Raw genomic sequence first — 20,108 nt, 5'->3', positions numbered from 1 at the left:
ACCGCTACTCCCCGGAGAGGCGGACCGGCGGCGGGAAGATCGGCTGGCCGGAGCCGCCACCGCCGCCAGGCGTAGGCGTGCCACTCGGCGTCGGCGTCGGCGTCCCCGACGGAGTCGGCGTCTCCTCGACCTGTTCCGCGATGCCGATGTCGATGGTCACCGTCTTGCCCTGGGCGAGCTCGGTGCCGCCCTTCGGGTTCTGCTTCTGGACCCGGCCGGCCTCGGCGGCGGGCACCTCGTCACCGTCACGGAACGAGACCACGTACCCCGCCGCGCGGAGTTCCGCAGCCGCCTCGTCCTTGGTGGAGTTGACGACGTTGGGCACCTTGCTGACGTTGCCGCGCGAGACGTCGACGGTCACCTTGCTGTCCTGGGGGACGGTGGTCCCCGAGGGCGGGTTGACCTTGACGACGATGCCCTTCTGCGCGGGATTGTCGACCGACCTCTGCTCGACGACCAGCCCCAGTGCTTCGAGTTGGGGCTTGACATTCTCGAACTGCGAGTTGACCAGCGCAGGGGGGATCTTGACGTCGGGCTTGCCGTCGCAGATCTGGACGGTCACCGTGCTCGAAGACTTCAGCCGAGCGCCCGCTGCGGGATCCTGCTTGGCGACGGTGCCCTTCGCGCAGTCGTTGGCCAGGACAGGGTCGCCCACCACCGGGTTGAAGCCGGCGTTACGGATCTCGGTGACCGCCGCGTCGCGGGTCTTGCCGGCGAGGGTGGGCACCGACTTCAGATCCTTGTCCTGCTGACTCCACAGCAGCGCGGCGACCAGAGCGATCACCGCCAGCACGCCGACCGCGCTGAACAGGGCGATCAGCCACGAGGACGCCTTGCGCTGGCGCGGGTCGCCGACACGCGCCGGGATCTGCCGGGTCTGCGATCCGGTGGCGGCGGTCGGGTAGCCGCCAGCGCCCCCGGCCGGGGCCATCGCCACCGTCTCCGCCTCGCGCAGCACCGGAGTGGCCAGCACGGGTCGGCCAGCGGCGGCGCGGAGCAGGTCGGCCCGCATCTCGCCGGCGCTCTGGTAGCGGTTGAGCGGGTTCTTGGAGAGCGCCTTCAGCACGATCGCGTCGACCGCCGGCGTCACGTCCGGGTTGATGTCGCTCGGGGTCGGCGGAGTCTCCCGTACGTGCTGGTACGCGACGCTGACCGGGCTGTCGCCGACGAACGGCGGATGCCCACAGACCAGCTCGAAGAGGACACAGCCGGCCGCGTACACGTCGGAGCGGGCGTCCACGGCCTCACCGCGCGCCTGCTCGGGTGACAGATATTGAGCTGTGCCGATGACCGCGCTGGTCTGCGTCATGGTGGTCGCGCCACTGGCCAGCGCCCGGGCGATGCCGAAGTCCATCACCTTGACCTGGCCGGTCTGGGTGAGCATGACGTTGCCCGGCTTGATGTCCCGGTGGATGATGCCGTGCCGGTGGCTGAACTCCAACGCCGCGCACATGTCGGCGCAGATCTCCAACGCACGACGGGGCTGCAACCGGCCCTCGGCGCCGAGGACCTCCTTCAACGTCCGTCCGTTGACGAACTCCATGACGATGAAGGGCAACGTCTCGCCGGTCGGAGCGGTCTCCTCGCCGGTGTCGTAGACCGCCACGATCGCCGGGTGGTTGAGCGAGGCGGCGTTCTGTGCCTCCCGGCGGAAGCGCATCTGGAACGTCGCGTCCCGGGCGAGGTCGGTGCGGAGCATCTTGATCGCGACGTCCCGACCGAGCCGGAGGTCGCGACCGCGGTGCACCTCGGCCATGCCGCCGTAGCCGAGCAGCTCGCCGACCTGGTACCTGCCACCGAGCAGGCGGGCCTGCGCTGTCATCGCGTCTGTCGTCCTTCGCTCGTCGTCGTCCCGCCGTCACCCGGCCGGAATCGTCCCTCACGACGGTACGACGTCCGGGTCGCATCGTCGCGTCCGTCGAGCCGCAGCGCGCCGGACGTCACGGTCTGTGAAGCCGGCGCCTCGGACGCACCGTTCTGCGACTGCTTGCGCAGGTTGTAGGAAATCACGCCGGAGCAGAGCAGGACCAGTAAGGCCACCAGGATGGCGAGGAGCACCATCCCGGGCCGGGAACGGCTGGGCTCGGGTGCCGGTCCGGCCTGCCTGGCGTACGCCGGTGGTTGTTCCTGCCGGGTCTGTGCCGGCGGCACCGCTGCGGCGCCGCGCGGATAGCCACCCTGGGCGACCGGCGGTCGGGCGTGCGGTACGGCCGGCGCGACAGCCGTGGGGCGGGGTTGCGCCGGCGCGATCGTGGTGGGCCGCTGCCCGACGGGCGGCTGTCGGTGCGGCGCGCCCGGCGGGCGGAACTGCTGTGCCTGCGGGACCTGGGCCCGGCCGGGCGCGGCGGGCGAGGACGGTGCCCCGGAGATCGGCGCGGAGTGACCGCCCGCCCGGGCCTGCTGGGACAACGCGGCCTTGAGCTGCCGGGCGACCGCGGCGAGGGCGGCGGCGCTCGGCCACCGGGCGGCCGGGTCCTTGGCCAATGCCCGCTCGACGACCGCCCGGACCTGCGGCGGGATGTCGTTGGGCAGCGGCCGGGGCGTCTCCCGGACGTGTCGCATGGCGATGTCGAGCGGGTTGTCGCCCTCGAACGGCCGCCGTCCGGCGAGGCACTGGTAGGCGACCACGCCGAGCGCGTACACGTCGGATGCCGGGGTGGCCACCTGTCCGGTGGCCTGCTCCGGCGAGATGTACGAGGCGGTGCCGAGCACCGAGCCGGCGGCGGTGAGCTGCCCGACGATGTCGGAGCGGGCGATGCCGAAGTCGGTCAGCACGAGCGTGCCGTTCGGCCGGACCAGTAGATTGCCCGGCTTCACGTCGCGGTGCACGATGCCCTTCTCGTGCGCGGCGTGCAGCGCGTCCGCAGCCTGCGCGACGAGGGCCATCGTCCGAGCCGGCGTGAGCCGGCCGACCCGGCTCAGCGTGGACGACAGGGCGTCGCCCTCGACGTACTCCATGACCAGGAACGCGATCTGCTGGTCGTTGCCGAAGTCGTAGACGTCGACGACACCGGAATGGTTGATGGTGGCCATCGTCCGGGCCTCGCCGCGGAACCGCTCGGCGAAGTCCGGGTCGTCGAGCAGCGCGGGGAGCAGGCTCTTCACCGCGACCGTCCGGCCGAGCACCTGGTCGGTGCCGCGCCAGACGTCGCCCATGCCGCCGCTGGCGATCCGCTCGTCGAGACGGTAGCGGTTGCCGAGCTGGACACCGGGGCTGAGCATGTCAGCGGCCCCCAGGGTCGGCGATGGCGGCCCGCATGATCTGGCCACCGATCCGGGCCGCCTCGGAGCTGCCACCGCTGCCGGCCTGTTCCAGTACGACGCACACGGCCGAGACCGGGTTGCCGTTCTTGTCCAGGGCGAAGCCGATGAACCAGCCGTGGTCGGGGCGGTCCGGCGCGGACTGCGCCGTGCCCGTCTTGCCGCCGACCGTGTAACCGCTGATCGCCGCCTTCTGGCCGGTGCCCTTCGCAACGACGCTGACCATCATGTCGCGCAGGTCGGAGGCGACCTGCGGCTCGACGGGCTGGCGCAGCTCCCGTGCCTTCGCGGTGTAGTAGCTGGTGGTCCGGTCCGGTGCGAGGAGCTGCCGGACCAGGTACGGCCGCATCTGGCTGCCGCTGTTGGCGACCGCCCCGGCGATCATCGCGCCCTGCAACGGGGTCATCCGGACGTTGTTCTGACCGATCGAGGACTGGGCCAGTGCGGCCGGGTCGGTGCCGCCGTCCGGGTTCAGCATGTCGCCGGTCCGGCTGGCCGCCGTCCGGAGACCGCCCTCCTCGCCGAGCTGGCCGACGGTCAGGTCGTCCTGCTCGAAGCCGAACTGGCGGGCCTTCTCCTTGACCTTGTCCGCGCCGAGCCGCACGCCGAGCTGCGCGAAGCCCGTGTTGCAGGACTCGGTGACCGCCTCCTGGAGGGTGACCTGCGGCTCCGGGCAGATCGACGGGACGGCGTTACGGATCGGGGTGCCCGAGGTGGGCGGCGTGTAGCTCGACCCGGCCGGGATCGGGGTCGACTTGGTAACGCCGTTCTCCAACGCCGCCGCGGCAACGACGATCTTGAAGGTGGAGCCCGGAGGCAGCGTCTCGGAGAGGGCGCGGTTCTTCAGCGGGCCGTCCGGGTTCTGCTCCAGCTTGTTGATCTCCGCAGCGGCCGCGGCCGTGTCGTGGCTGACGAGCGGGTTCGGGTCGAAGCTGGGCATCGACACCAGGGCCTGCACCGCACCGGTACGCGGGTCGATGGCGATCGCCGCGCCCCGCTTCGCATCCACCTGGTTGTTGCGCATCTGGTCGTACGCCACGTCCTGCGCCCGCTTCGAGAGCGTGAGCAGCACGTTGCCGCCGGCGGTCTCGTCGCCGGTGAACATGTCCTTGAACCGGTCGCCGATCAACTGGTCGCTGGTGCCGGCCAGGAAGTCGTTCTCCAACTGCTCGATGCCGGTGTCGGCCAGGTTGACCGGCTTGTAGCCGAGCACGTGGGCGTACTTGGCGCCGCCCGGGTAGGTGCGCTGGAACTTCAGCTTGCCGGTGGTCTCCTTGCTGGTGGCCAACGCGGTGCCGCCGGCCTCGATGTTGCCGCGCTTGCGCTTGTAGTCGGCGACCTGGACCCGACCGTTGTAGTCACTGGTGCGGTACTCGTCGGCCTTGTACGCCTGGATCCAGTTCAGGTTCGCGAAGAGCAGACCGAACAGGACCATGACGACGACGCCGACACGGCGCAGGGGTGCGTTCACGGCTTGATCACCTCCGTGGGAGCACCGTGCAACTGCTCGGGCGGACCGCCCGAGGGCCGGGCCGCCTTGCCGGCGCCGCCGGTAACCGGCCGCCGGGCCCCGTCGGAGACCCGCAACAGGACCGCGATGAGCAGCCAGTTCGCCATCAGCGACGAACCACCGGCGGACAGGAACGGAGTGGTCTGGCCGGTCAGCGGGATGAGCTTACTGATGCCGCCGACGATCACGAAGACCTGGAGGCCCAGGGTGAAGGCGAGACCGCCGGCGAGCAGCTTGCCGAACGAGTCACGGACCGCCAGCGCGGCGCGCAGGCCCCGCTCCACGATCAGCAGGTAGACCACCAGCAGCGCGGAGAGACCGAAGAGGCCGATCTCCTCACCGATGCCGGCGAAGATGAAGTCGTTCTGCACCTCGGGCAGGATGTCCGGCTGACCACCGCCCGGCCCGGCGCCGAAGAGCCCACCCGTGCCGAGCGCGAGCAGACCCTGGACGAGCTGGTAGCCCTTGTCGGTCGGGTCGGCGAACGGGTCCAGCCAGATCTCGGCACGCAGGTAGAAGTTGGCGAACGGGCCGCCGACCGTCGAACCGAGGACGTACGCGAGATAGGCGCCACCGAAGAAGAGGAGAAGACCGATCAGCAGCCAACTGACCCGTTCGGTGGCGATGTAGAGGGTCACCACGAACATGCCGAAGTACAGCAGCGAGGTGCCGAGGTCCTTCTCGAAGACCAGCACCAGGAGACTGATCAGCCAGACCACGACCACCGGGCCGAGATCCCGCCCACGCGGGAAGTCGATACCGAGGAACCGCCTGCTGGCCAGCGAGAGCACCTCACGCTTGCGCACGAGGTAGTACGCGAAGAAGACCAGCAGCGCCAGCTTGGCGAACTCACCCGGCTGAAGCGTGAAACCGCCGACCCGGATCCACAGCTTGGCACCGTTGATCTCGGACATGCTGCGCGGCAGCACCGCCGGGAGCATCACCAGCACGATGCCGGCGAGCCCCAGGGTGTACGCGTACCGGGAGACCGAACGGTGGTCGCGCATGATGGCGAGCAGGCCGGCGGCGAGGATCACCGCGGCGAGCGTCCAGGCGAGCTGCCGCCCGCCGATGCCGGCGAAGGTGGCCAGATCCTCCCGGTCGACCGGGGCGGCGTCGCCCAGGTCGATCCGCCGCAGGAAGCCGACGCCCAGGCCGTTCAGCAGGGCCACCGCCGGCAGCAGAGCCGGATCGGCGAACGGGGCGAGGAACCGGATGACCAGGTGCAGACCGAGGAAGACCGCGCCGAGCGCGGCGGCGGGCATCCAGAAATCCGGCGTGACCGTGTCCAGAAGGTTCGCCTCGACGGTCGCCATGTACGCGGCCACCAGCACCATGGCCAGCAGCAGCAGGGACAGCTCGGCGTTGCGTCGGGACCGGGCCAGGCGTACGCCGGACTCCCCGCCCGTGGTGGCGGGCGAGGATGCCGGTGTGGCCGCTACGGTCACGGGTGGAGTCCTTGGGATCTCAGTCGACACTCACTCGGGAGACCGGCAGCCGGCCGGGTCGAGCGCCGGCGGTGCCGAGTCGGAGGGCGTGGCGTCGGGTGCGGTGGTCGGATCGGTCCCGCGTACGGTGGCCGCCATGGTCGGGCTCGCGCTGAGGACCCCGTTTACCGACGCGCTCGGGCTGGTGGCCGGCGTCGGGGACGTCACGGTCGGGCTCGCGGGGGGAGTGGGCGAGGGCGTGCCGGTCGGCGCCGCCGTGTCGGGCGTGCAGAGCGGCTTCAGGTTGGGGTTGCTCGGGGTGTCGCTGGTCAACTCCGCGAGCTGACGCTCGGCGTCCGGTTCACTCTTGGCCCGGATGCCCACCTTGACCGTGTCCTGGGCGGCGACGGTGAGGTCGTCCAGGCGGGTGCCACTGGTGCGGTGCACCGTGGACAGGTCCATCCCGGCGATCTGCCCCTGGATGCCGCGGAAGACGGCGACCTGGCCCTCCTCGGTGGCACCCACGTAGTACTGGCGCTGGGTGTACGTCCAGCCGGCGAAGAGCCCACCGCCGATGATCACCAGGAGCGCAAGCGCCATGGCGGTGGTGCGTACCGGACGACGCTTGCGCCGCTCCGGCTCGTCGTCGGCGGCCGCCGGCTCCTCGGGCACGGCGGGACGCGGCGCGGAGAGCGCCGAGGCCCGGGCGGCCGGGGTCGATTCGTCCGCCGAGGTGGCCATGCCGCGATCCCGGGCGGCGGCGCCGCCGACGATCGGGGTGGCCTCGACGATGTCGTGGTCGGTGGCGTCGGCGATGATCACCGTGATGTTGTCCGGGCCGCCGCCGCGCAGCGCGAGCTGCACCAGCCGCTCGACGCACTGCTGCGGATCGGTGTACTCCCGCAGGGTCTCGCCGATGGTCTCGGCGCTCACCACGCCGGAGAGGCCGTCGCTACAGATCAGGTACCGGTCACCGGGGAGCACCTGACGCACCGAGTACTCCGGGTCGATGTCCCGGCCGTCCAGCGCGCGGGTCAGCAGCGACCTCTGCGGGTGGCTGCTGGCCTCCTCGGCGCTGATCCGGCCCTCGTCGACCAGCATCTGGACGTACGTGTCGTCCTTGGTGATCTGGGCGAACTCACCGTCGCGCAGGAGATAGGCCCGCGAGTCGCCGATGTGGACCATCCCCAGCTTGCTGCCGGAGAAGAGGGTCGCCGTCAGCGTGGTGCCCATCCCCTCCAACTGCGGGTTGGCGTCCACCGTGTCGCGGAGTTGTTGGTTGGCGGTGCCGACGGCCGAACGCAACGCGTCGACGAGGGCGTCCCCTGGGACATCCTCGTCGAGCGGCGCCATGGCACCGATGACGATGTTGCTGGCGACGTCACCGGCGGCCATGCCGCCCATGCCGTCGGCAACGGCGAGTAGCCGCGGCCCGGCGTAGACGGAGTCTTGATTGCCGTCACGGATCAGACCGCGGTCGCTGTGGGCCGCATAGCGCAGGGTCAGAGTCATGGCCGTAATTCGAGGGAAGTGCGGCCGATCCGGATCGGCACGCCGAGGGGTACGGGGGTTGGTCCGGTGACCTTAGCGCGATCTAGGTACGTGCCGTTAGTCGAGCCGAGATCCTCGACGAACCACTGGCCCTCGCGTGGCACGAGTCGCGCGTGCCGTGCGGAGGCGTAGTCGTCGGTGATGACCAGGGTGGAGTCCTCGGCCCGACCAATGGTGATCTGCGCTTCGCCCAGGGTGATGCGGGTGCCGGCCAGTTGACCGGCGGTGACCACCAGTTGGTGGGCCGCCCTGCCCCGCTTCACCTTCGCCGGTTTGGCCGCCTGCCCCGTCGAGGCGCCAACCGCGCGTGGTGCCGCCACCAGGCGACCGGACCGGGCTCCCGCGAAGAGATCCCGACGGATCACGCCGACCACCGTGAATACGAAGATCCACAGCAGGATCAGGAACCCGAACCGGGCGACGGTGATGACAAGTGCCGGCAAGGCGGCTCAGCCGTCCACGCGGAAGGTCAGCGTCGTGGTGCCGAGCTGGACCATGTCACCGGGGTTCAGGGCGACCGCGGAGACCCGCTGCCCGTTGACCATGGTGCCGTTGGTGGAGCCCAGATCGGTCAGCACAACCTGGCCGCCGTCGAAATCCAGTCGGGCGTGTCGCCGGGAGATACCGACGTCGGGCAGGCGCAGGTTCGCCTGGTCACCGCGACCGATCACCGTCGACCCCATCTGGAGGGGGTAGGTGCGTCCGTCACCGGAGACCAGCCGCACGTTGCGACCGCCACCGTGCCCGGGCGGCGGACCGTAGCCGCCACCCTGGTCGTACGCGGGGTACGCGGGCGGACCGGCGTCGTAGCCGGGCGCCGACACCGGGGCGACCTCGCCACCGGTGTAGACCTCGGCGGTGACCCGGAACATTCCCGTGTCGAGGCCCTCGCCCCGCTCGATCTCCACGATCACGTCGCCGTAGACCGTCCAGGCCTGCTCGCCGATGAACTCCGCCTGCGACTGGGCCAACTCCTGGGCCAGCGCGGCGGCGTACGGCGCCAGACGACTGTGGTCGAACGGCGAGAGATCGATCACGTAGCGGTTGGGCACCAACGTGCGCCCACCGGCCAGGATCGCCTTGTGCGCCTCGGCCTCCCGCTGCATGGCGTTGAGGATCTCCACGGGGTGGACCACCCCTTTGAAGACCTTGGCGAAAGCCCCTTCGACCAGGCCTTCCAGACGCTTCTCGAAGCGTTGCAGCACGCTCACCGGCTCCTCCTCGGGTCCCGAGGACATGATGGTATCCGGCCGGCGCGCGCGCAGCTCACACGCCGCTCGGCCGCCTGCTCCCGGCCCGTTCGGAAGGACCGGGACAGCCGTGCTAATCTTTCGTCCGCCACGAACGGTAACCGCTCGTGGCGAGCATCTGGGACAGCGTAGTATTCCCGGGGCCTGTTGGAGACAGTGGGTCCGGGGCGGCTACAGTGTTCCGGGTCGTGCCACGGGGATGTGGCGGAATGGCAGACGCGCACGGTTCAGGTCCGTGTGCCCGAAAGGGCGTGGGGGTTCAACTCCCCCCATCCCCACCAAAAGACGAGGGCTCCGCTTGATGCGGGGCCCTTCCGTCATATCGGGGCGTGCCGGGCGTCACGCTATGCTCCGATGGTTTCTGCCTCCGATGGACCAGGAGTGGCGTGTGAGTGTCGCGTTGGTGACCGGGTCGGGCGGTCTGATCGGCTCCGAGGCGGTCCGGCACTTCGCCGGCCTCGGTCTGGACGTCGTCGGCATCGACAACGACATGCGCCGGTACTTCTTCGGTGAGGACGGCTCCACCTCGTGGAGCCTGGAGCGGCTCGGCCGTGACCTCGGTAACTCGTACACCCACTTCGCGGTGGACATCCGGGACCGGGACGGCCTGGAGCAGGTGTTCAAAAAGTACGGCTCGGACATCGCTGTGGTGATCCACAGCGCGGCCCAGCCGAGCCACGACTGGGCGGCCAAGGAGCCGTACACGGACTTCGACGTGAACGCCGGTGGCACCCTCAACATCCTGGAGAACACCCGTCGGCACGCGATCGACGCGCCGTTCATCCACTGCTCCACCAACAAGGTGTACGGCGACCGGCCCAACAGCCTGCCGCTGCTGGAGCTGGAGACCCGGTACGAGCTGCCCGAGGACCACCGCTGGTACCAGGGCATCACCGAGGAGATGTCGATCGACCACTCGCTGCACTCGGTCTTCGGCGCCTCGAAGGTGGCCGCGGACGTGATGGTGCAGGAGTACGGCCGCTACTTCGACATGAAGACCGCCTGTTTCCGGGGCGGCACCCTGACCGGCCCGGCCCACTCGGCCGCGGAGCTGCACGGGTTCCTGGCGTACCTGATGCGCTGCGTGATGGAGGGTCGGACTTACAACCTGTTCGGCTACAAGGGCAAGATGGTCCGCGACGCGATCCACTCGCACGACGTGCTGACCGCGTTCGAGGCGTTCTTCCGGGCGCCCCGTTCGGCCGAGGTCTACAACCTGGGCGGCGGTCGGCACTCCAACACCTCGCACATCGAGGCCTTCCGGATCGCGGAGGAGATCACCGGCCGCGAGGCGCAGATCAACTACGTCGAGCAGAACCGCACCGGCGACCACCAGTGGTACGTGAGCAGCATGGCCCGGTTCGAGGCGCAGTACCCGGACTGGAAGATCACGTACGACGTGCCGATGATCCTGCGGGAGATCTACGAGGCCAACGTGGACAAGTGGGTGCCGCAGGCATGACTCGCCAGACCAAACGCAACGTTCTCGGTGTCCTCGTCGACGCCACCGACTACGCCTCGGCGACGGACGCCGTGGTGGCGGCGGCGCACGAGCGACGGCCCCTCGCGTTGACCGCGCTGGCCGTGCACGGTGTGATGACCGGGGTGCTCGATCCGGCGCACAACGCCCGGCTGAACTCCTTCGACGTGGTCACCCCGGACGGACAGCCGGTGCGCTGGGCGCTCAACCTGCTGCACCACGCCGGGCTCACCGACCGGGTCTACGGGCCGACGCTGACCCTGCACGTGCTCGCCCGCTTCGCGGACGAGGGGCTGCCCGTCTACCTGTACGGCTCGACCGAGGAGACGTTGGCCAAGCTGATCCCGGCGTTGGAGCGGATGTTCCCGGCTCTGAAGATCGCCGGTGTGGAGCCGTCCAAGTTCCGCGCGGTCCAGCCGGGCGAGGACGCCGAGATCGCCGACCGGATCCGGTCCAGCGGGGCCCGGCTCGTCCTGGTCGGGCTCGGCTGCCCGCGCCAGGAGGTCTTCACGTACGCGATGCGCCCGCTGCTGGACATGCCGATGATGGCGGTCGGCGCGGCGTTCGACTATCACGCCGGGCTGTTGCGCCAGCCTCCGTCGTGGATGCAGCGCGCCGGCCTGGAGTGGTTCTGGCGGCTCGGTCTGGAGCCGAAGCGGCTCTGGCGCCGCTACGTGATCCTCAACCCGGCCTACCTGACCCGGCTCGCCGGCCAGAAGACCGGTCTGTGGAAGGCCCGCCCGCCGGCCCCGGCCACCGAGCGGCCGGCGACCTTCGCGGTCTGACAACCGATCTGGTACGACACGAGGCCCCACCCGGGATCTTCCGGGTGGGGCCTCGTCCCTGGGTGGGGAACAGGTCAGACGGTCAGGGTCCAGCTGCTGAGGTAGCCGGTGTCCGCCGAGTAGACGTCGCGCACCTGGAGTCGCCAGGTGCCGTCGGCGGCTTCGCCGGACAGGTTGACCGAGTACGTGGTGTTCACGTTGTCGGCGCTGTCCGAGGTGCTGCTGTTCTTCAGCCGGTACGAGCTGCCGTCTGGAGCGAGCAGGTCGATCACCAGGTCACCCCGGTAGGTGTGGACGATGTTGACCGCCACGGTGGAGGCCGACGAGGCGTTCCGGCCGCAGCCGGAGATGGTGATCTGGCTGGTGATCGCAGCGCCGGCGTCCGGGATCGTCAGGGCGGCGCCGTTGGTGCCGGTGCAGCCGGTGGGGGGCGGAGTGGTCCCGCCACTACCCACGTAGAGCAGCAGGTTCGGTGAGCCCGAGCCGGCATTGGTGATCACGTTCGGCGTGGCGTTGGACACCAACTGGTTGCGCACCTGGGCCGGGGTCCAGCTCGGGTTGGCGCTCGCCACCAGGGCCGCCGCCCCGACCACGTGCGGCGTGGCCATCGAGGTGCCGCTGATCGTGTTGGTCGCGGTGTTGCTCGTGTACCAGGACGAGGTGATCGACGAGCCGGGCGCGAAGATGTCCAGGCAGGTGCCGATGTTGGAGAACGACGAGCGGGCGTCGGAGCTGGTCGTCGAGCCGACCGTGATCGCCTCCGTGGTGCGCGCCGGCGAGACGTTGCAGGCGTTCGCGCCGTTGTCGTTGCCGGCCGCGAGGCCGTAGGTCACGCCGGAGGCGATCGAGTTGCGGACGGCGGTGTCCAGCGAGCTGTTCGCCCCGCCGCCGAGGCTCATGTTCGCCACGGCCGGCTTGATCGCGTTCTGGGTGACCCAGTCGACGCCGGCGATCACACCGGCGTTGGTCCCGCTGCCGGAGCAGTTCAGCACGCGTACGCCGACCAACTGGACGCCCTTGGCCACCCCGTACGTCGAGCCGCCCACGGTGCCGGCGACGTGCGTGCCGTGCCCGTTGCAGTCGTCCGCCGACCCGCCGTCCACGGCGTCGTAGCCGGAGGTGGCCCGGCCGCCGAAGTCGTTGTGGGAGAAGTGGATGCCTGTGTCGATGATGTAGGCGTGCACGTTGCTCGCCGTGTTCGGGTAGGTGTAGGAGCTGTCCAGCGGAAGGTTGCGCTGGTCGATGCGGTCCAGGCCCCAGGACGGCGGGTTGGCCTGCGTACCGGAGATCGACACGGTGTGGTTCTGCTCCACGTACGCGACGGCCGGGTCGGCGGCGATCCGTGCGGCCGCGGCCGCGCTGACGGTGACCTCGAAGCCTCGCAGCGCCGTGCCGTAGGTGCGGGCGATCTTTCCGCCGTGTCGGCTGGTCAACCGTTGCGCGGTGTCGCCGACCCGGTTCGGTGCCACGGCGGTGTCCTTGAGGACGACGATGTAGCTGTCCGGTACGGCGGTTGCCCCACCAGCCTCCCGTACGACGCCGACGGGCTCGGCGGCCAGAGCCGGGGCACCGACGGCCAGCACGGTCGCGGTGGCCACCCCGACCAGTGCGGACCTGCGTGGAAGACCCATCTCCCTACCTCCCTCCGACCGGCGTCGAGACGCGAACGCCGGTACCACTGATCGACAATTGCCGATCTAGGTGAGGGTAGGTCAATGGGGTCGGGCAGATAAACATGCCGAAACGTCCATCACCCGGATGGGATGCCCCCTACGGGCCGGGCTTCCGGGGACAGCGGGGGTCCGCCCCGGATTCGCTGCGTTCCCGAACGGGAAAGACTCTCCGACATGGAGAGTCAGCTCACCATCCTGTTGCCGGTCGCCGCCGTCTGGCTGGCCGCCGGAGTCCTGGCCGACCGACTGCCCCGGCTGCGGGACGCGCGTGCGCTCCGTCGGCGTACCGGATGGTTGCTGGCGCTCGCGCTGGCCGGCGTGGCGCTGCTCGCGGCGGTGTCCATCGGCGGCATGTCGAGCGCCGGCACCGCGCCGATCGACCGGGCCGCCGCGGGGCTCACCCTCGCCACCGGCCCGGCGCTCGTGGTGGCCCTCTGCTCCGTACGGCGGATCCGCCGGCTGCGGGCCGGGGCCGGCGCGTTCTACACCGCACCCGGTACGCCCGCCCCGCACGGGCTGCGTGCCGCTGCGGCCCACCCGCTCGTCGGGCTGCCGTTGCAGGTCACCGCCCTGGCGACGCTGCCGGCCGTGATCGGGGCAGCCGGTGCGGACCTCGGCGCCGAGCCCGGGGTGACCGGCCCGGCGATCACCGTCGGAGCACTCGCGGTAGCCGTCATCGGTGTCCGGCACGCGCTGCGACACAGTCGGCTCATCGAGCGGGCGCAGCCCACGGCCGCGCGGTCAGCGCGAGCGGCCGGCCCCCTGCACGTATAGGAGTTCCAGGATCGCCCGGGTCGCCTCGAACCAGCGATCCAGCCAGCCGGGCGGCGGCACGCTGCCCTTCGGCGGCAACTCCATCAGCAGGCCACGCAGCAGTGGGTGGTCGGCCAGCGAGCTGGTGGGCTCGATCGGCCAGCCGTCCGGCGGGAACGACGGCTCGACCAGCGGGTTGGGGTCCAGCGACGGCAGCGAGAGCGGCGGATCCATCGGCTCCGCATCCGACACCTCCCGCCCGTCCAACTCCTGGTCGGCCGAGATCACCTCGGTCAGTACGGTGTCCCGGCGCGCCCCGCGGTACTTGCCACCGAACCGCTCCGGCTTGGCCGGACCGTTGGTGAGGTTCTCTGATCCGATCGTCGTCATCCGTCTCGCCTACCTCGCTCGGGTGCGAATCGGTGCGGCGCGTCATCGACCAACGCCGTACCGACGGGTTCAACGAGGCGGGCCCGTTGTGGCGACGGGAATCCCGGCGGAACCTCGTCACGCCCGGCCGTCCCGGTCGCCGCTCCCGGCTTGCCGAAGCGCGGACACGGAAGGTCCCCGCCCGGTCGCGGACCGGACGGGGACCTTCATCGACCACTCGGTCAGGCCGAGCCCAACACACCACCCCTGGCTCCGGCGACGAAGGCCCGCCAGTCACTGGGAGCGAAGACCAGGGCCGGGCCGGCCTTGTCCTTCGAATCCCGTACGCCGACTGCCCCGGTCACGTACGCCACCTCTACGCAGTTGTCGCAGTTCGGCCCGCTCTTCGAGCTCTTGAACCACGTCGCCTGCGTCAGGTCCACGGGGAACCTCTTGGTCGCCATTTCGGCTCCTCTGCCAGTTTTGCGATGTGTGCGACGGACTCCTCCGGACGAATGGCCGCAGCGCGGATGTGATCGAAGATGAAGCTGTACTTCTGCAGTTCGTCGCTCTTCTCGAGGAAAAGCCCACCCGTGGCGTTCTCCGCGTACACAACATCCGGATCACCGGGCTCGGGGAAGCTGAGGATCGTGAAGGTGCCGTCCATGCCGGCGTGCGCACCCACCTCGAAGGGGAGGATCTGGAGCGTCACGTTCGGCAACTCGGCCACCTCGACCAACCGCCTGAGTTGGCCGCGCATCACCTCGTCCCCGCCCACCGGCCGACTTACCACCGCCTCATCGAGCACCACCCACAGATCGACCGGATCGTCCTGGGTCAATAACGACTGACGGCCGAGACGGACACGCACTCTTTGATGTACCTGATCGGCGGTGAAGTCCGGACGGGCGGCGCGGATCATCGCACCGGCGTACTCCTCGGTCTCCAACAGGCCGGGGACGACCTGCTGTTCGTACGCCCGGATGGAGCTGGCCGCAGCCTCCAGCCCGACGTACGCCCCGACCAGCACCGTGCTGTACGGGTGCCACCAACCCTTCTGCCGCGCCTCGCGGGCGATCTGCACGAGCTCGTCGCTCTCGGCACCGACCACGCCGTAGATCCGCAGCATGTCCCGCACGTCGCGCGGGGTGGCCGTGGTGTGTCCCGTCTCGATCCGGGAGACCTTGGACGCCGAGCACTCCAACTGCTCGGCCACCACTTCTATGGTGATCCCGGCCGACTCCCGCTGCCGGCGCAACTCCGCGCCGAGCCGTCGCCGTCGGATCGTCGGGCTGCGCCGTTCACTCATCGCGCGGCCTCGGCACTTCTGGTCCTCGCCGCTGGTTGCTCGACCCCACTCTCGGGCTACCTCCGGTCGCCGCGCCACTGGTTGCCGCCTGCCGGGGGCGCGACCGTCGACCGGCGAGCGTTCGCGACGAGGGGTGGTGCCGGTCATCGGCCGGCCGCGACGGGCGAAACCGGCCCTCAGTGTGCCGTCCGTACGCGGATGGCTTCAAGCGCCGCTTTGCGTGGCGAACTCACGTATCGGCAAAAGTCGACGTGCAACTTGCATGAAGCACGTCACTGATGCACTCTGTCCGTATGGCTCGGATCACTCAGCGTTTCGGTCCGCTCTCTGGGCGTGGTGACCCCACCGACCCCGGACAGCCGGACGGGACGCGGGCCCGGCCAGCGACACCCGGACCTGCGCCGGGGTAATGACCCCACCGCTGCAAGCCAGTTGACTGCGGCGGTGGGCGCGGTTCCCGGCAGCAGTCAGGTGATGGTCGGGTGGCGGCACGCCACCAGCGGGTACGGCCCGACCACCACCAGCACCATCCGGTCCACGAGGCGCGATCCCGTCACCGGGCCGAGATCATCCCAGACCAGTCACCCGCCGGCACCCCGCCGGCTTACCCTCCCCAGGAGCCCATGTGCTTCCCCGCTCCGGTGACGTTCTGCACGTGACTCGCGCGGCGAGTGTCCAGTTCCTCAGACCGATCATGTTCCGGGTGATCCGGGTGCTCGACTGGCCGACGTACGACGGTTGGCTCTGGCTCGACGGCTACGAACTCAACGCCGCAGGCGACGCCGTCAACCGACGGTCGATCTTCGTGCAGCGGGAAGGGCTGCAACAGGTGCAGGCCGCACCCGTGCCCCGCCCGCACACCGTACGGACCCGTCGACCCGTTGCCCGTACGCCGGTCCGAGTCGGCTGACCAGCGCGATCCGCCGCGGGTAGGCGTGCCGTCGCCATAGAATCGGTACGCCCACCCCGGCACCGTTCCACCCGCACGTCCAGGACCCTGAGCCTGGGATGGTCATGGTCAATCAGCCCGCCGTGCGGCGGCACCACCGCTGGAGTATCACCTACGCTCTCGGACTGCTCGCCCTCCTCGGAGCCGTGACCACCGCCGTGGTCCTGGTCCGCGATCCGGCGTCGTCCTCCACCCGGCTGGCCGTTCCGGTGCCGGCACCAGAGATCACCGTGGTCAGGTCCGACCCACCGGCCGACGACTACGGTGGGATCGGCGCCGACACCACCGACGGGTACGTCGAGGCGACCGGCCCGGCCGCCGGTACCGGCGCTGGCGGTCAGGCCGATGGCCGCCAGGATCTCGCCGCGCCGACGCCGACCGGGCACGCCGCCACCGACGTACGCCGCTCGCTCTTCTGGTCCGGGATCTTCGGCCTCACCATCTCGCTCGCCGGCCTCGGCCTCGTCGGCACCCGCCGGCGGATGTGGTGAGCGTCGGTCACGGCGTGGTCGTCGCCGTTGGGCTCCGGCTGGTCTGGCTGACCTCCGTCGAGGGCCGGGCCTGGGAGACCACCACCTGCACCTCCTCGTCGGTCCCCACCAGGGTGCCGGCAGCCGGATCGGTCCGCACCACGGTCCCGGGCGGCAGTTCGGACGGGCGGTACACCACCCGGTAGCTCAGGCCCAGCCGTTCCAGCAGCCCCTCGGCGGTCGACTGTCCAAGCCCGGTGAGCGGCGGCACCGGTACCTGCGCCTCCTCGGTGGTGGCCGCCGGGCTGCTCGGCGACGCGCTGCTGGGCGCCGCCGACGTCGGAGCGCTGCTGCTCGGCGGCGCCGTGACGCTGGCCGGCGGGACAGACGGCGTGGCCGGGCCGTCGGGGTCGTCCTCCCGCGTGCTCAGCACCACCCACAGGGCCGTACCGAGCAGGGCGGCGAGCAACAACGCGAGTACGCCCCAGAGGATCGGCAGCCACCACCGCCGGCCGCCCTGCTCCTCCACGTACCAGTCCGCCGACGGTTCGGCCGGGCGAGGCGCTCGTACCTCGGCCCGCCCAGACCACGCCGGCGGCATCGACCGCTCCACCGGCATCCGTGCGGTCCGGTCACTCGCCGACGCGGCTCGGTCGATCGGCATCGTCTCGTCCGGCGACGCGCTGGGTTCCGGCTGCTGCGGGCGGCCGCCGGCTGGCGGCAGAGGGCGGGTCCGGTCGTCGTCGGGTGTACCGGCGGGCGGCTCCTGGCGGTCGTCGCTCATGGCACGTCCTTCCCGAACCGGGCGGGCGCCCTGGCCCTCGACCGTCAACCTAACCGGCCACGTCGACGTCGGCCGGCATCGGTGACGCGAACCGCGTGCCGCCGGCGGGTCGGGGAAGGTCGGGGTCGGTCAGATGGTGGGCTTGGCCGTCGGCTGGCTCGGCGGGGCCGCCGCCCCACACCAGATGCTGACCTCGTCGTTCCAGCGGGCCGGACCGTCCTCGGCCGGTACCTGCTGACTGACCTTTCCGCTGCGCCCACTGCGGTAACTCGGGTAGAGCCCCGCCTCAACCAGCTCGTCCGCTGCCTTGGCGCAGTCGTCGCCGACCACGTCGGGCACCTCGGCGGCGGGCGCCGGACCGGGGATCTGCAGCTCGACGGTGGTACCCCGGGTCACCGTGGTGCCCACGGCCGGCGAGGCCCTCTCCACCGTGCGCCCGATGCCACCACCGAAGACCAGACGCCACCCCAACCGTTGTTTGCGCAGCATCTCGCGCGCCTGCACGAAGTCGGCCCCGACCACCGGAGGTACGGTCAGCCCGGTCCCCTTCGTCGCCGAGGCGGTCGTCCGGGGAGCGGACGGAGTGGTCCGACCGGTGGTCGGCCGAGACGAGGTGGCCTCGTCGGTCGGCGTACCGGTCACCGTGGCGACCGCCTGCGGGTTCGCCGGAGATTCGTCGTCCTCGCCGGCCAACAGCCAGCCACCGGTGGCGCCCACCACGGCCAGGAGCACCGCGACCAGCCCGCCACCGAGCAGCACACTGGCTCGGCTGCCACCGCCGCCGTCCCGACCGCCGCCGGAATCCTGTCGACCCGTGTTCGCGTCCGTCATACCGCCCACCGCCTCATCACCGGCGACCGTACCGTTCGCCGCCCATCACGTTGTGCCGACGGTCCACACCGGCGGGTCACTGCGACTCGCCGCACCGACGACGGGACGTTACGCTGCCCGGCATGGCCAGACGGGGCTGGGGAGTATCGATCGCGACGGCGGTCGGGGTCGCTGCCGGCGCGGGCGCCGCGCAACTGGGCTTCGGCTACGGGCTCGGCGTCATCACCTGGACGCCGACCGAGGCCGGGACCAACGGCACGGCCTGGGCCGACGGTCTCGCCTGGGCCACCTGGCTCGCCGCCAGCTCGACGGTGCTGGGTGCGGTCTGCGCGCAGCGACTGCACCAGCGTGCCGCACCGGCCGACCCGCCGACGACCGACGCCGCGCCGACCTCCATCCCCGCGGTCGAGGCTGACCTGCCGCAGCCGGCGATGCTCGGCTCCGAACGGCCGACCCGGACCGGGGACGCCGACGCGGCGCACGACCGGCCGGCCGTGGCCGTCGATCGGTCGGCACCGCCGACGGACGAGCGCGGCGGCCTGTTTCGGCGGCTGTCCCTGACACTCGGTGCCGGGCTCGGCGGGCTCGTCACCGTACTGCTGGTCGCCGTACCGGCCCGGGTCGCCGTGGGTGCCGACACCGGTGTGCCGCAGCGGGTCGCGGCCCTGCACGCGGCGCTGGGAATCCTGATCGGCGTTGTCGTCGCGCTCTGGGCGCTGCGCTCCCGTACCGTCGCGCTGAACATCACCGCGACGGCCGCCTGGCTGTGGCTGCTCGCGGTGGTCTCGGTCATCGACGGTGTACGCGTCGGACGCGGGCTGACCGGCGCCCAACTCGGCACGTGGCAGCTCGACCCGGACCACGCGCGGTACTGGATCGGGGGCCAGATCTACTGGCCCGGCGCGCTGCTGGCGCTCGTACCCGCGCTCCTGATCGGTGCCCTCACCGCCCGGGGCGCCGTGCGGTCGGGCGGGCACCGGGTGGGCGCTGCGGCCTCCGGCGCGGCCGGCCCGCTGCTCGTCGCACTCGCCTACCTGACCACCGTGCCGCGTTGGGCGACCCCGGGGCCGGCACAGTTCTCGACCCAGCTCATCGCCCCGTACGCGGTGATCGCCGGCGTCGGCGGTTCGATACTGGTCGCCCGCCTCGCCGAACGCGGCAACCGCCGACGTGCCGCCGATCGAGGACCGACCGCCCCGGCCGACGGCCCCGGACGGGCGACGGCGACCGACCACACAGAACCGACGCCGACCGGGCCGGTGGCACGACGCAAACCGGGGTCGACCCCCGGGGCCGGCTCATCCGAACCGGTGTCGACCCCCGGGGCCGGCTCATCCGAACCGGAGTCGACCACTGGGGCGGATTCCACCCGGGCCATGGGGCTCGGCCCGACCTCGCGCCCGACGCCCACCCGGGAGGGTGACTCGGACGGCACCCGACCGGGACGCCGCGCCCGCTCGGTGAGCGACGCCGCAGCCGCTACGGCTGCCCGACGAGGCAGGACCGCCGCGGCGCCGACCACGACGGACACCCAGCCGGACGACGCGACCACCGCCGAACCCCGCATCCCCGCCCCACGTCCCGCCCCGGACGCCGCAGCCCCAGCCGACACCCCGACCCCCCACCGTGCCCGCCCACCCCGCCGCACCACCACCTGACCCACCCCACCCACCGCCCCACCCCACCCCACCCCACACCCACCCCAC

Annotated in this window: 19 protein-coding genes and 1 tRNA gene; 7 read left to right on the top strand and 13 right to left on the bottom strand. The window is 71.1% G+C overall.

Annotated features, from left to right (window positions below; translation table 11 throughout):
* Nucleotides 1–4 precede the first annotated feature (4 nt).
* The 7 genes from pknB to ACGFH9_RS03270 are packed head-to-tail and all read right to left on the bottom strand — an operon-like array spanning nucleotide 5 to nucleotide 8,987.
* Nucleotides 5–1,822: a Stk1 family PASTA domain-containing Ser/Thr kinase gene (gene pknB / locus ACGFH9_RS03300; RefSeq protein ID WP_393214563.1), complete on the bottom strand. Its 1,818-nt coding sequence runs from the start codon at nucleotides 1,820–1,822 to the stop codon at nucleotides 5–7.
* A complete protein-coding gene (locus ACGFH9_RS03295) occupies nucleotides 1,819–3,222 on the bottom strand; it encodes a protein kinase (RefSeq protein WP_393214560.1) in 1,404 nt (467 codons plus the stop codon). Before ACGFH9_RS03295 ends, pknB begins: the two co-directional genes overlap by 4 nt.
* A gap of 1 nt (nucleotide 3,223) precedes the next feature.
* On the bottom strand, nucleotides 3,224–4,732 hold the full coding sequence (locus ACGFH9_RS03290) for a peptidoglycan D,D-transpeptidase FtsI family protein (RefSeq protein WP_393214557.1): 1,509 nt from the start codon (nucleotides 4,730–4,732) through the stop codon (nucleotides 3,224–3,226).
* Nucleotides 4,729–6,219 carry an FtsW/RodA/SpoVE family cell cycle protein gene (locus ACGFH9_RS03285; RefSeq protein WP_393214554.1) on the bottom strand — a complete coding sequence of 497 codons (1,491 nt, stop codon included), beginning with the start codon at nucleotides 6,217–6,219 and terminating at the stop codon, nucleotides 4,729–4,731. The genes ACGFH9_RS03290 and ACGFH9_RS03285 overlap by 4 nt, the downstream gene beginning before the upstream one ends.
* Before the next feature lie 30 nt (nucleotides 6,220–6,249).
* Nucleotides 6,250–7,710 carry a PP2C family protein-serine/threonine phosphatase gene (locus ACGFH9_RS03280; RefSeq protein ID WP_393214552.1) on the bottom strand — a complete coding sequence of 487 codons (1,461 nt, stop codon included), beginning with the start codon at nucleotides 7,708–7,710 and terminating at the stop codon, nucleotides 6,250–6,252.
* A complete protein-coding gene (locus ACGFH9_RS03275; RefSeq protein WP_007454124.1) occupies nucleotides 7,707–8,192 on the bottom strand; it encodes an FHA domain-containing protein in 486 nt (161 codons plus the stop codon). The genes ACGFH9_RS03280 and ACGFH9_RS03275 overlap by 4 nt, the downstream gene beginning before the upstream one ends.
* Nucleotides 8,193–8,198: 6 nt before the next feature.
* On the bottom strand, nucleotides 8,199–8,987 hold the full coding sequence (locus tag ACGFH9_RS03270) for a DUF3662 and FHA domain-containing protein (protein WP_007454122.1): 789 nt from the start codon (nucleotides 8,985–8,987) through the stop codon (nucleotides 8,199–8,201).
* A gap of 207 nt (nucleotides 8,988–9,194) precedes the next feature.
* Here ACGFH9_RS03270 and ACGFH9_RS03265 point away from each other — a divergent pair.
* The 3 genes from ACGFH9_RS03265 (at nucleotide 9,195) to ACGFH9_RS03255 (ending at nucleotide 11,264) form a co-directional block, all read left to right on the top strand.
* Nucleotides 9,195–9,280 (top strand) — tRNA-Leu (locus ACGFH9_RS03265).
* Nucleotides 9,281–9,345: 65 nt separating this feature from the next.
* Entirely contained in the window at nucleotides 9,346–10,461 is a 1,116-nt protein-coding gene (locus ACGFH9_RS03260; RefSeq protein WP_355242782.1) for an NAD-dependent epimerase/dehydratase family protein, read from the top strand.
* Entirely contained in the window at nucleotides 10,458–11,264 is an 807-nt protein-coding gene (locus tag ACGFH9_RS03255; RefSeq protein ID WP_355242785.1) for a WecB/TagA/CpsF family glycosyltransferase, read from the top strand. The genes ACGFH9_RS03260 and ACGFH9_RS03255 overlap by 4 nt, the downstream gene beginning before the upstream one ends.
* 74 nt (nucleotides 11,265–11,338) lie before the next feature.
* Here the strand turns inward: ACGFH9_RS03255 and ACGFH9_RS03250 are convergent, their stop codons facing one another.
* Entirely contained in the window at nucleotides 11,339–12,895 is a 1,557-nt protein-coding gene (locus ACGFH9_RS03250) for a S8 family serine peptidase (RefSeq protein WP_393214546.1), read from the bottom strand.
* 216 nt (nucleotides 12,896–13,111) lie between these two features.
* Between ACGFH9_RS03250 and ACGFH9_RS03245 the strand changes: the two genes are divergently transcribed.
* Complete coding sequence (locus tag ACGFH9_RS03245) at nucleotides 13,112–13,711, top strand: hypothetical protein (protein ID WP_393214543.1); 600 nt, start codon at nucleotides 13,112–13,114, stop codon at nucleotides 13,709–13,711.
* Here the strand turns inward: ACGFH9_RS03245 and ACGFH9_RS03240 are convergent.
* From ACGFH9_RS03240 to ACGFH9_RS03230, 3 genes are all read right to left on the bottom strand, one after another.
* Complete coding sequence (locus ACGFH9_RS03240) at nucleotides 13,679–14,080, bottom strand: hypothetical protein (RefSeq protein WP_393214540.1); 402 nt, start codon at nucleotides 14,078–14,080, stop codon at nucleotides 13,679–13,681. The genes ACGFH9_RS03245 and ACGFH9_RS03240 overlap by 33 nt on opposite strands.
* Nucleotides 14,081–14,301: 221 nt before the next feature.
* A complete protein-coding gene (locus ACGFH9_RS03235; RefSeq protein WP_393214537.1) occupies nucleotides 14,302–14,523 on the bottom strand; it encodes a DUF397 domain-containing protein in 222 nt (73 codons plus the stop codon).
* Nucleotides 14,493–15,368 (bottom strand): helix-turn-helix transcriptional regulator, encoded by an 876-nt coding sequence (locus ACGFH9_RS03230; RefSeq protein WP_234584497.1) that lies wholly within the window; start codon nucleotides 15,366–15,368, stop codon nucleotides 14,493–14,495. The genes ACGFH9_RS03235 and ACGFH9_RS03230 overlap by 31 nt, the downstream gene beginning before the upstream one ends.
* Before the next feature lie 625 nt (nucleotides 15,369–15,993).
* On the opposite strand from ACGFH9_RS03230, the gene ACGFH9_RS03225 reads away from it, so the two are divergent.
* Complete coding sequence (locus ACGFH9_RS03225) at nucleotides 15,994–16,278, top strand: hypothetical protein (protein ID WP_355242798.1); 285 nt, start codon at nucleotides 15,994–15,996, stop codon at nucleotides 16,276–16,278.
* A gap of 98 nt (nucleotides 16,279–16,376) precedes the next feature.
* Nucleotides 16,377–16,808 (top strand): hypothetical protein, encoded by a 432-nt coding sequence (locus tag ACGFH9_RS03220; RefSeq protein WP_393214532.1) that lies wholly within the window; start codon nucleotides 16,377–16,379, stop codon nucleotides 16,806–16,808.
* A 7-nt stretch (nucleotides 16,809–16,815) separates the two neighbouring features.
* On the opposite strand, the gene ACGFH9_RS03215 is transcribed toward ACGFH9_RS03220, so the two are convergent.
* Nucleotides 16,816–17,571, bottom strand: coding sequence for a PASTA domain-containing protein (locus ACGFH9_RS03215; RefSeq protein WP_393214529.1), 756 nt, complete (start codon nucleotides 17,569–17,571; stop codon nucleotides 16,816–16,818).
* A 129-nt stretch (nucleotides 17,572–17,700) separates the two neighbouring features.
* Nucleotides 17,701–18,402 (bottom strand): PASTA domain-containing protein, encoded by a 702-nt coding sequence (locus ACGFH9_RS03210; RefSeq protein ID WP_393214526.1) that lies wholly within the window; start codon nucleotides 18,400–18,402, stop codon nucleotides 17,701–17,703.
* Between the two features lie 122 nt (nucleotides 18,403–18,524).
* Between ACGFH9_RS03210 and ACGFH9_RS03205 the strand changes: the two genes are divergently transcribed.
* A complete protein-coding gene (locus ACGFH9_RS03205; RefSeq protein ID WP_393214523.1) occupies nucleotides 18,525–20,060 on the top strand; it encodes a hypothetical protein in 1,536 nt (511 codons plus the stop codon).
* Nucleotides 20,061–20,108 lie beyond the last annotated feature (48 nt).

It is taken from the genome of Micromonospora sp. NPDC049102 (assembly GCF_043197485.1).
Taxonomy (GTDB): domain Bacteria; phylum Actinomycetota; class Actinomycetes; order Mycobacteriales; family Micromonosporaceae; genus Micromonospora.
The sequence above is the reverse complement of the archived record's forward strand: the minus strand, read 5'-3'. Positions and strand labels throughout refer to the sequence as shown.

What these genes read in the sequence shown, in the direction of transcription:
- ACGFH9_RS03260 (WP_355242782.1), top strand. Translation starts at nt 9,346, where the DNA reads ATGCTCCGATGGTTTCTGCCTCCGATGGACCAGGAGTGGCGTGTGAGT.
- ACGFH9_RS03270 (WP_007454122.1), bottom strand. Translation starts at nt 8,987, where the DNA reads ATGTCCTCGGGACCCGAGGAGGAGCCGGTGAGCGTGCTGCAACGCTTC.
- ACGFH9_RS03230 (WP_234584497.1), bottom strand. Translation starts at nt 15,368, where the DNA reads ATGAGTGAACGGCGCAGCCCGACGATCCGACGGCGACGGCTCGGCGCG.
- ACGFH9_RS03250 (WP_393214546.1), bottom strand. Translation starts at nt 12,895, where the DNA reads ATGGGTCTTCCACGCAGGTCCGCACTGGTCGGGGTGGCCACCGCGACC.
- ACGFH9_RS03240 (WP_393214540.1), bottom strand. Translation starts at nt 14,080, where the DNA reads ATGACGACGATCGGATCAGAGAACCTCACCAACGGTCCGGCCAAGCCG.
- ACGFH9_RS03210 (WP_393214526.1), bottom strand. Translation starts at nt 18,402, where the DNA reads ATGACGGACGCGAACACGGGTCGACAGGATTCCGGCGGCGGTCGGGAC.
- ACGFH9_RS03245 (WP_393214543.1), top strand. Translation starts at nt 13,112, where the DNA reads ATGGAGAGTCAGCTCACCATCCTGTTGCCGGTCGCCGCCGTCTGGCTG.
- pknB (WP_393214563.1), bottom strand. Translation starts at nt 1,822, where the DNA reads ATGACAGCGCAGGCCCGCCTGCTCGGTGGCAGGTACCAGGTCGGCGAG.
- ACGFH9_RS03235 (WP_393214537.1), bottom strand. Translation starts at nt 14,523, where the DNA reads ATGGCGACCAAGAGGTTCCCCGTGGACCTGACGCAGGCGACGTGGTTC.
- ACGFH9_RS03205 (WP_393214523.1), top strand. Translation starts at nt 18,525, where the DNA reads ATGGCCAGACGGGGCTGGGGAGTATCGATCGCGACGGCGGTCGGGGTC.
- ACGFH9_RS03295 (WP_393214560.1), bottom strand. Translation starts at nt 3,222, where the DNA reads ATGCTCAGCCCCGGTGTCCAGCTCGGCAACCGCTACCGTCTCGACGAG.
- ACGFH9_RS03255 (WP_355242785.1), top strand. Translation starts at nt 10,458, where the DNA reads ATGACTCGCCAGACCAAACGCAACGTTCTCGGTGTCCTCGTCGACGCC.
- ACGFH9_RS03220 (WP_393214532.1), top strand. Translation starts at nt 16,377, where the DNA reads ATGGTCATGGTCAATCAGCCCGCCGTGCGGCGGCACCACCGCTGGAGT.
- ACGFH9_RS03215 (WP_393214529.1), bottom strand. Translation starts at nt 17,571, where the DNA reads ATGAGCGACGACCGCCAGGAGCCGCCCGCCGGTACACCCGACGACGAC.
- ACGFH9_RS03280 (WP_393214552.1), bottom strand. Translation starts at nt 7,710, where the DNA reads ATGACTCTGACCCTGCGCTATGCGGCCCACAGCGACCGCGGTCTGATC.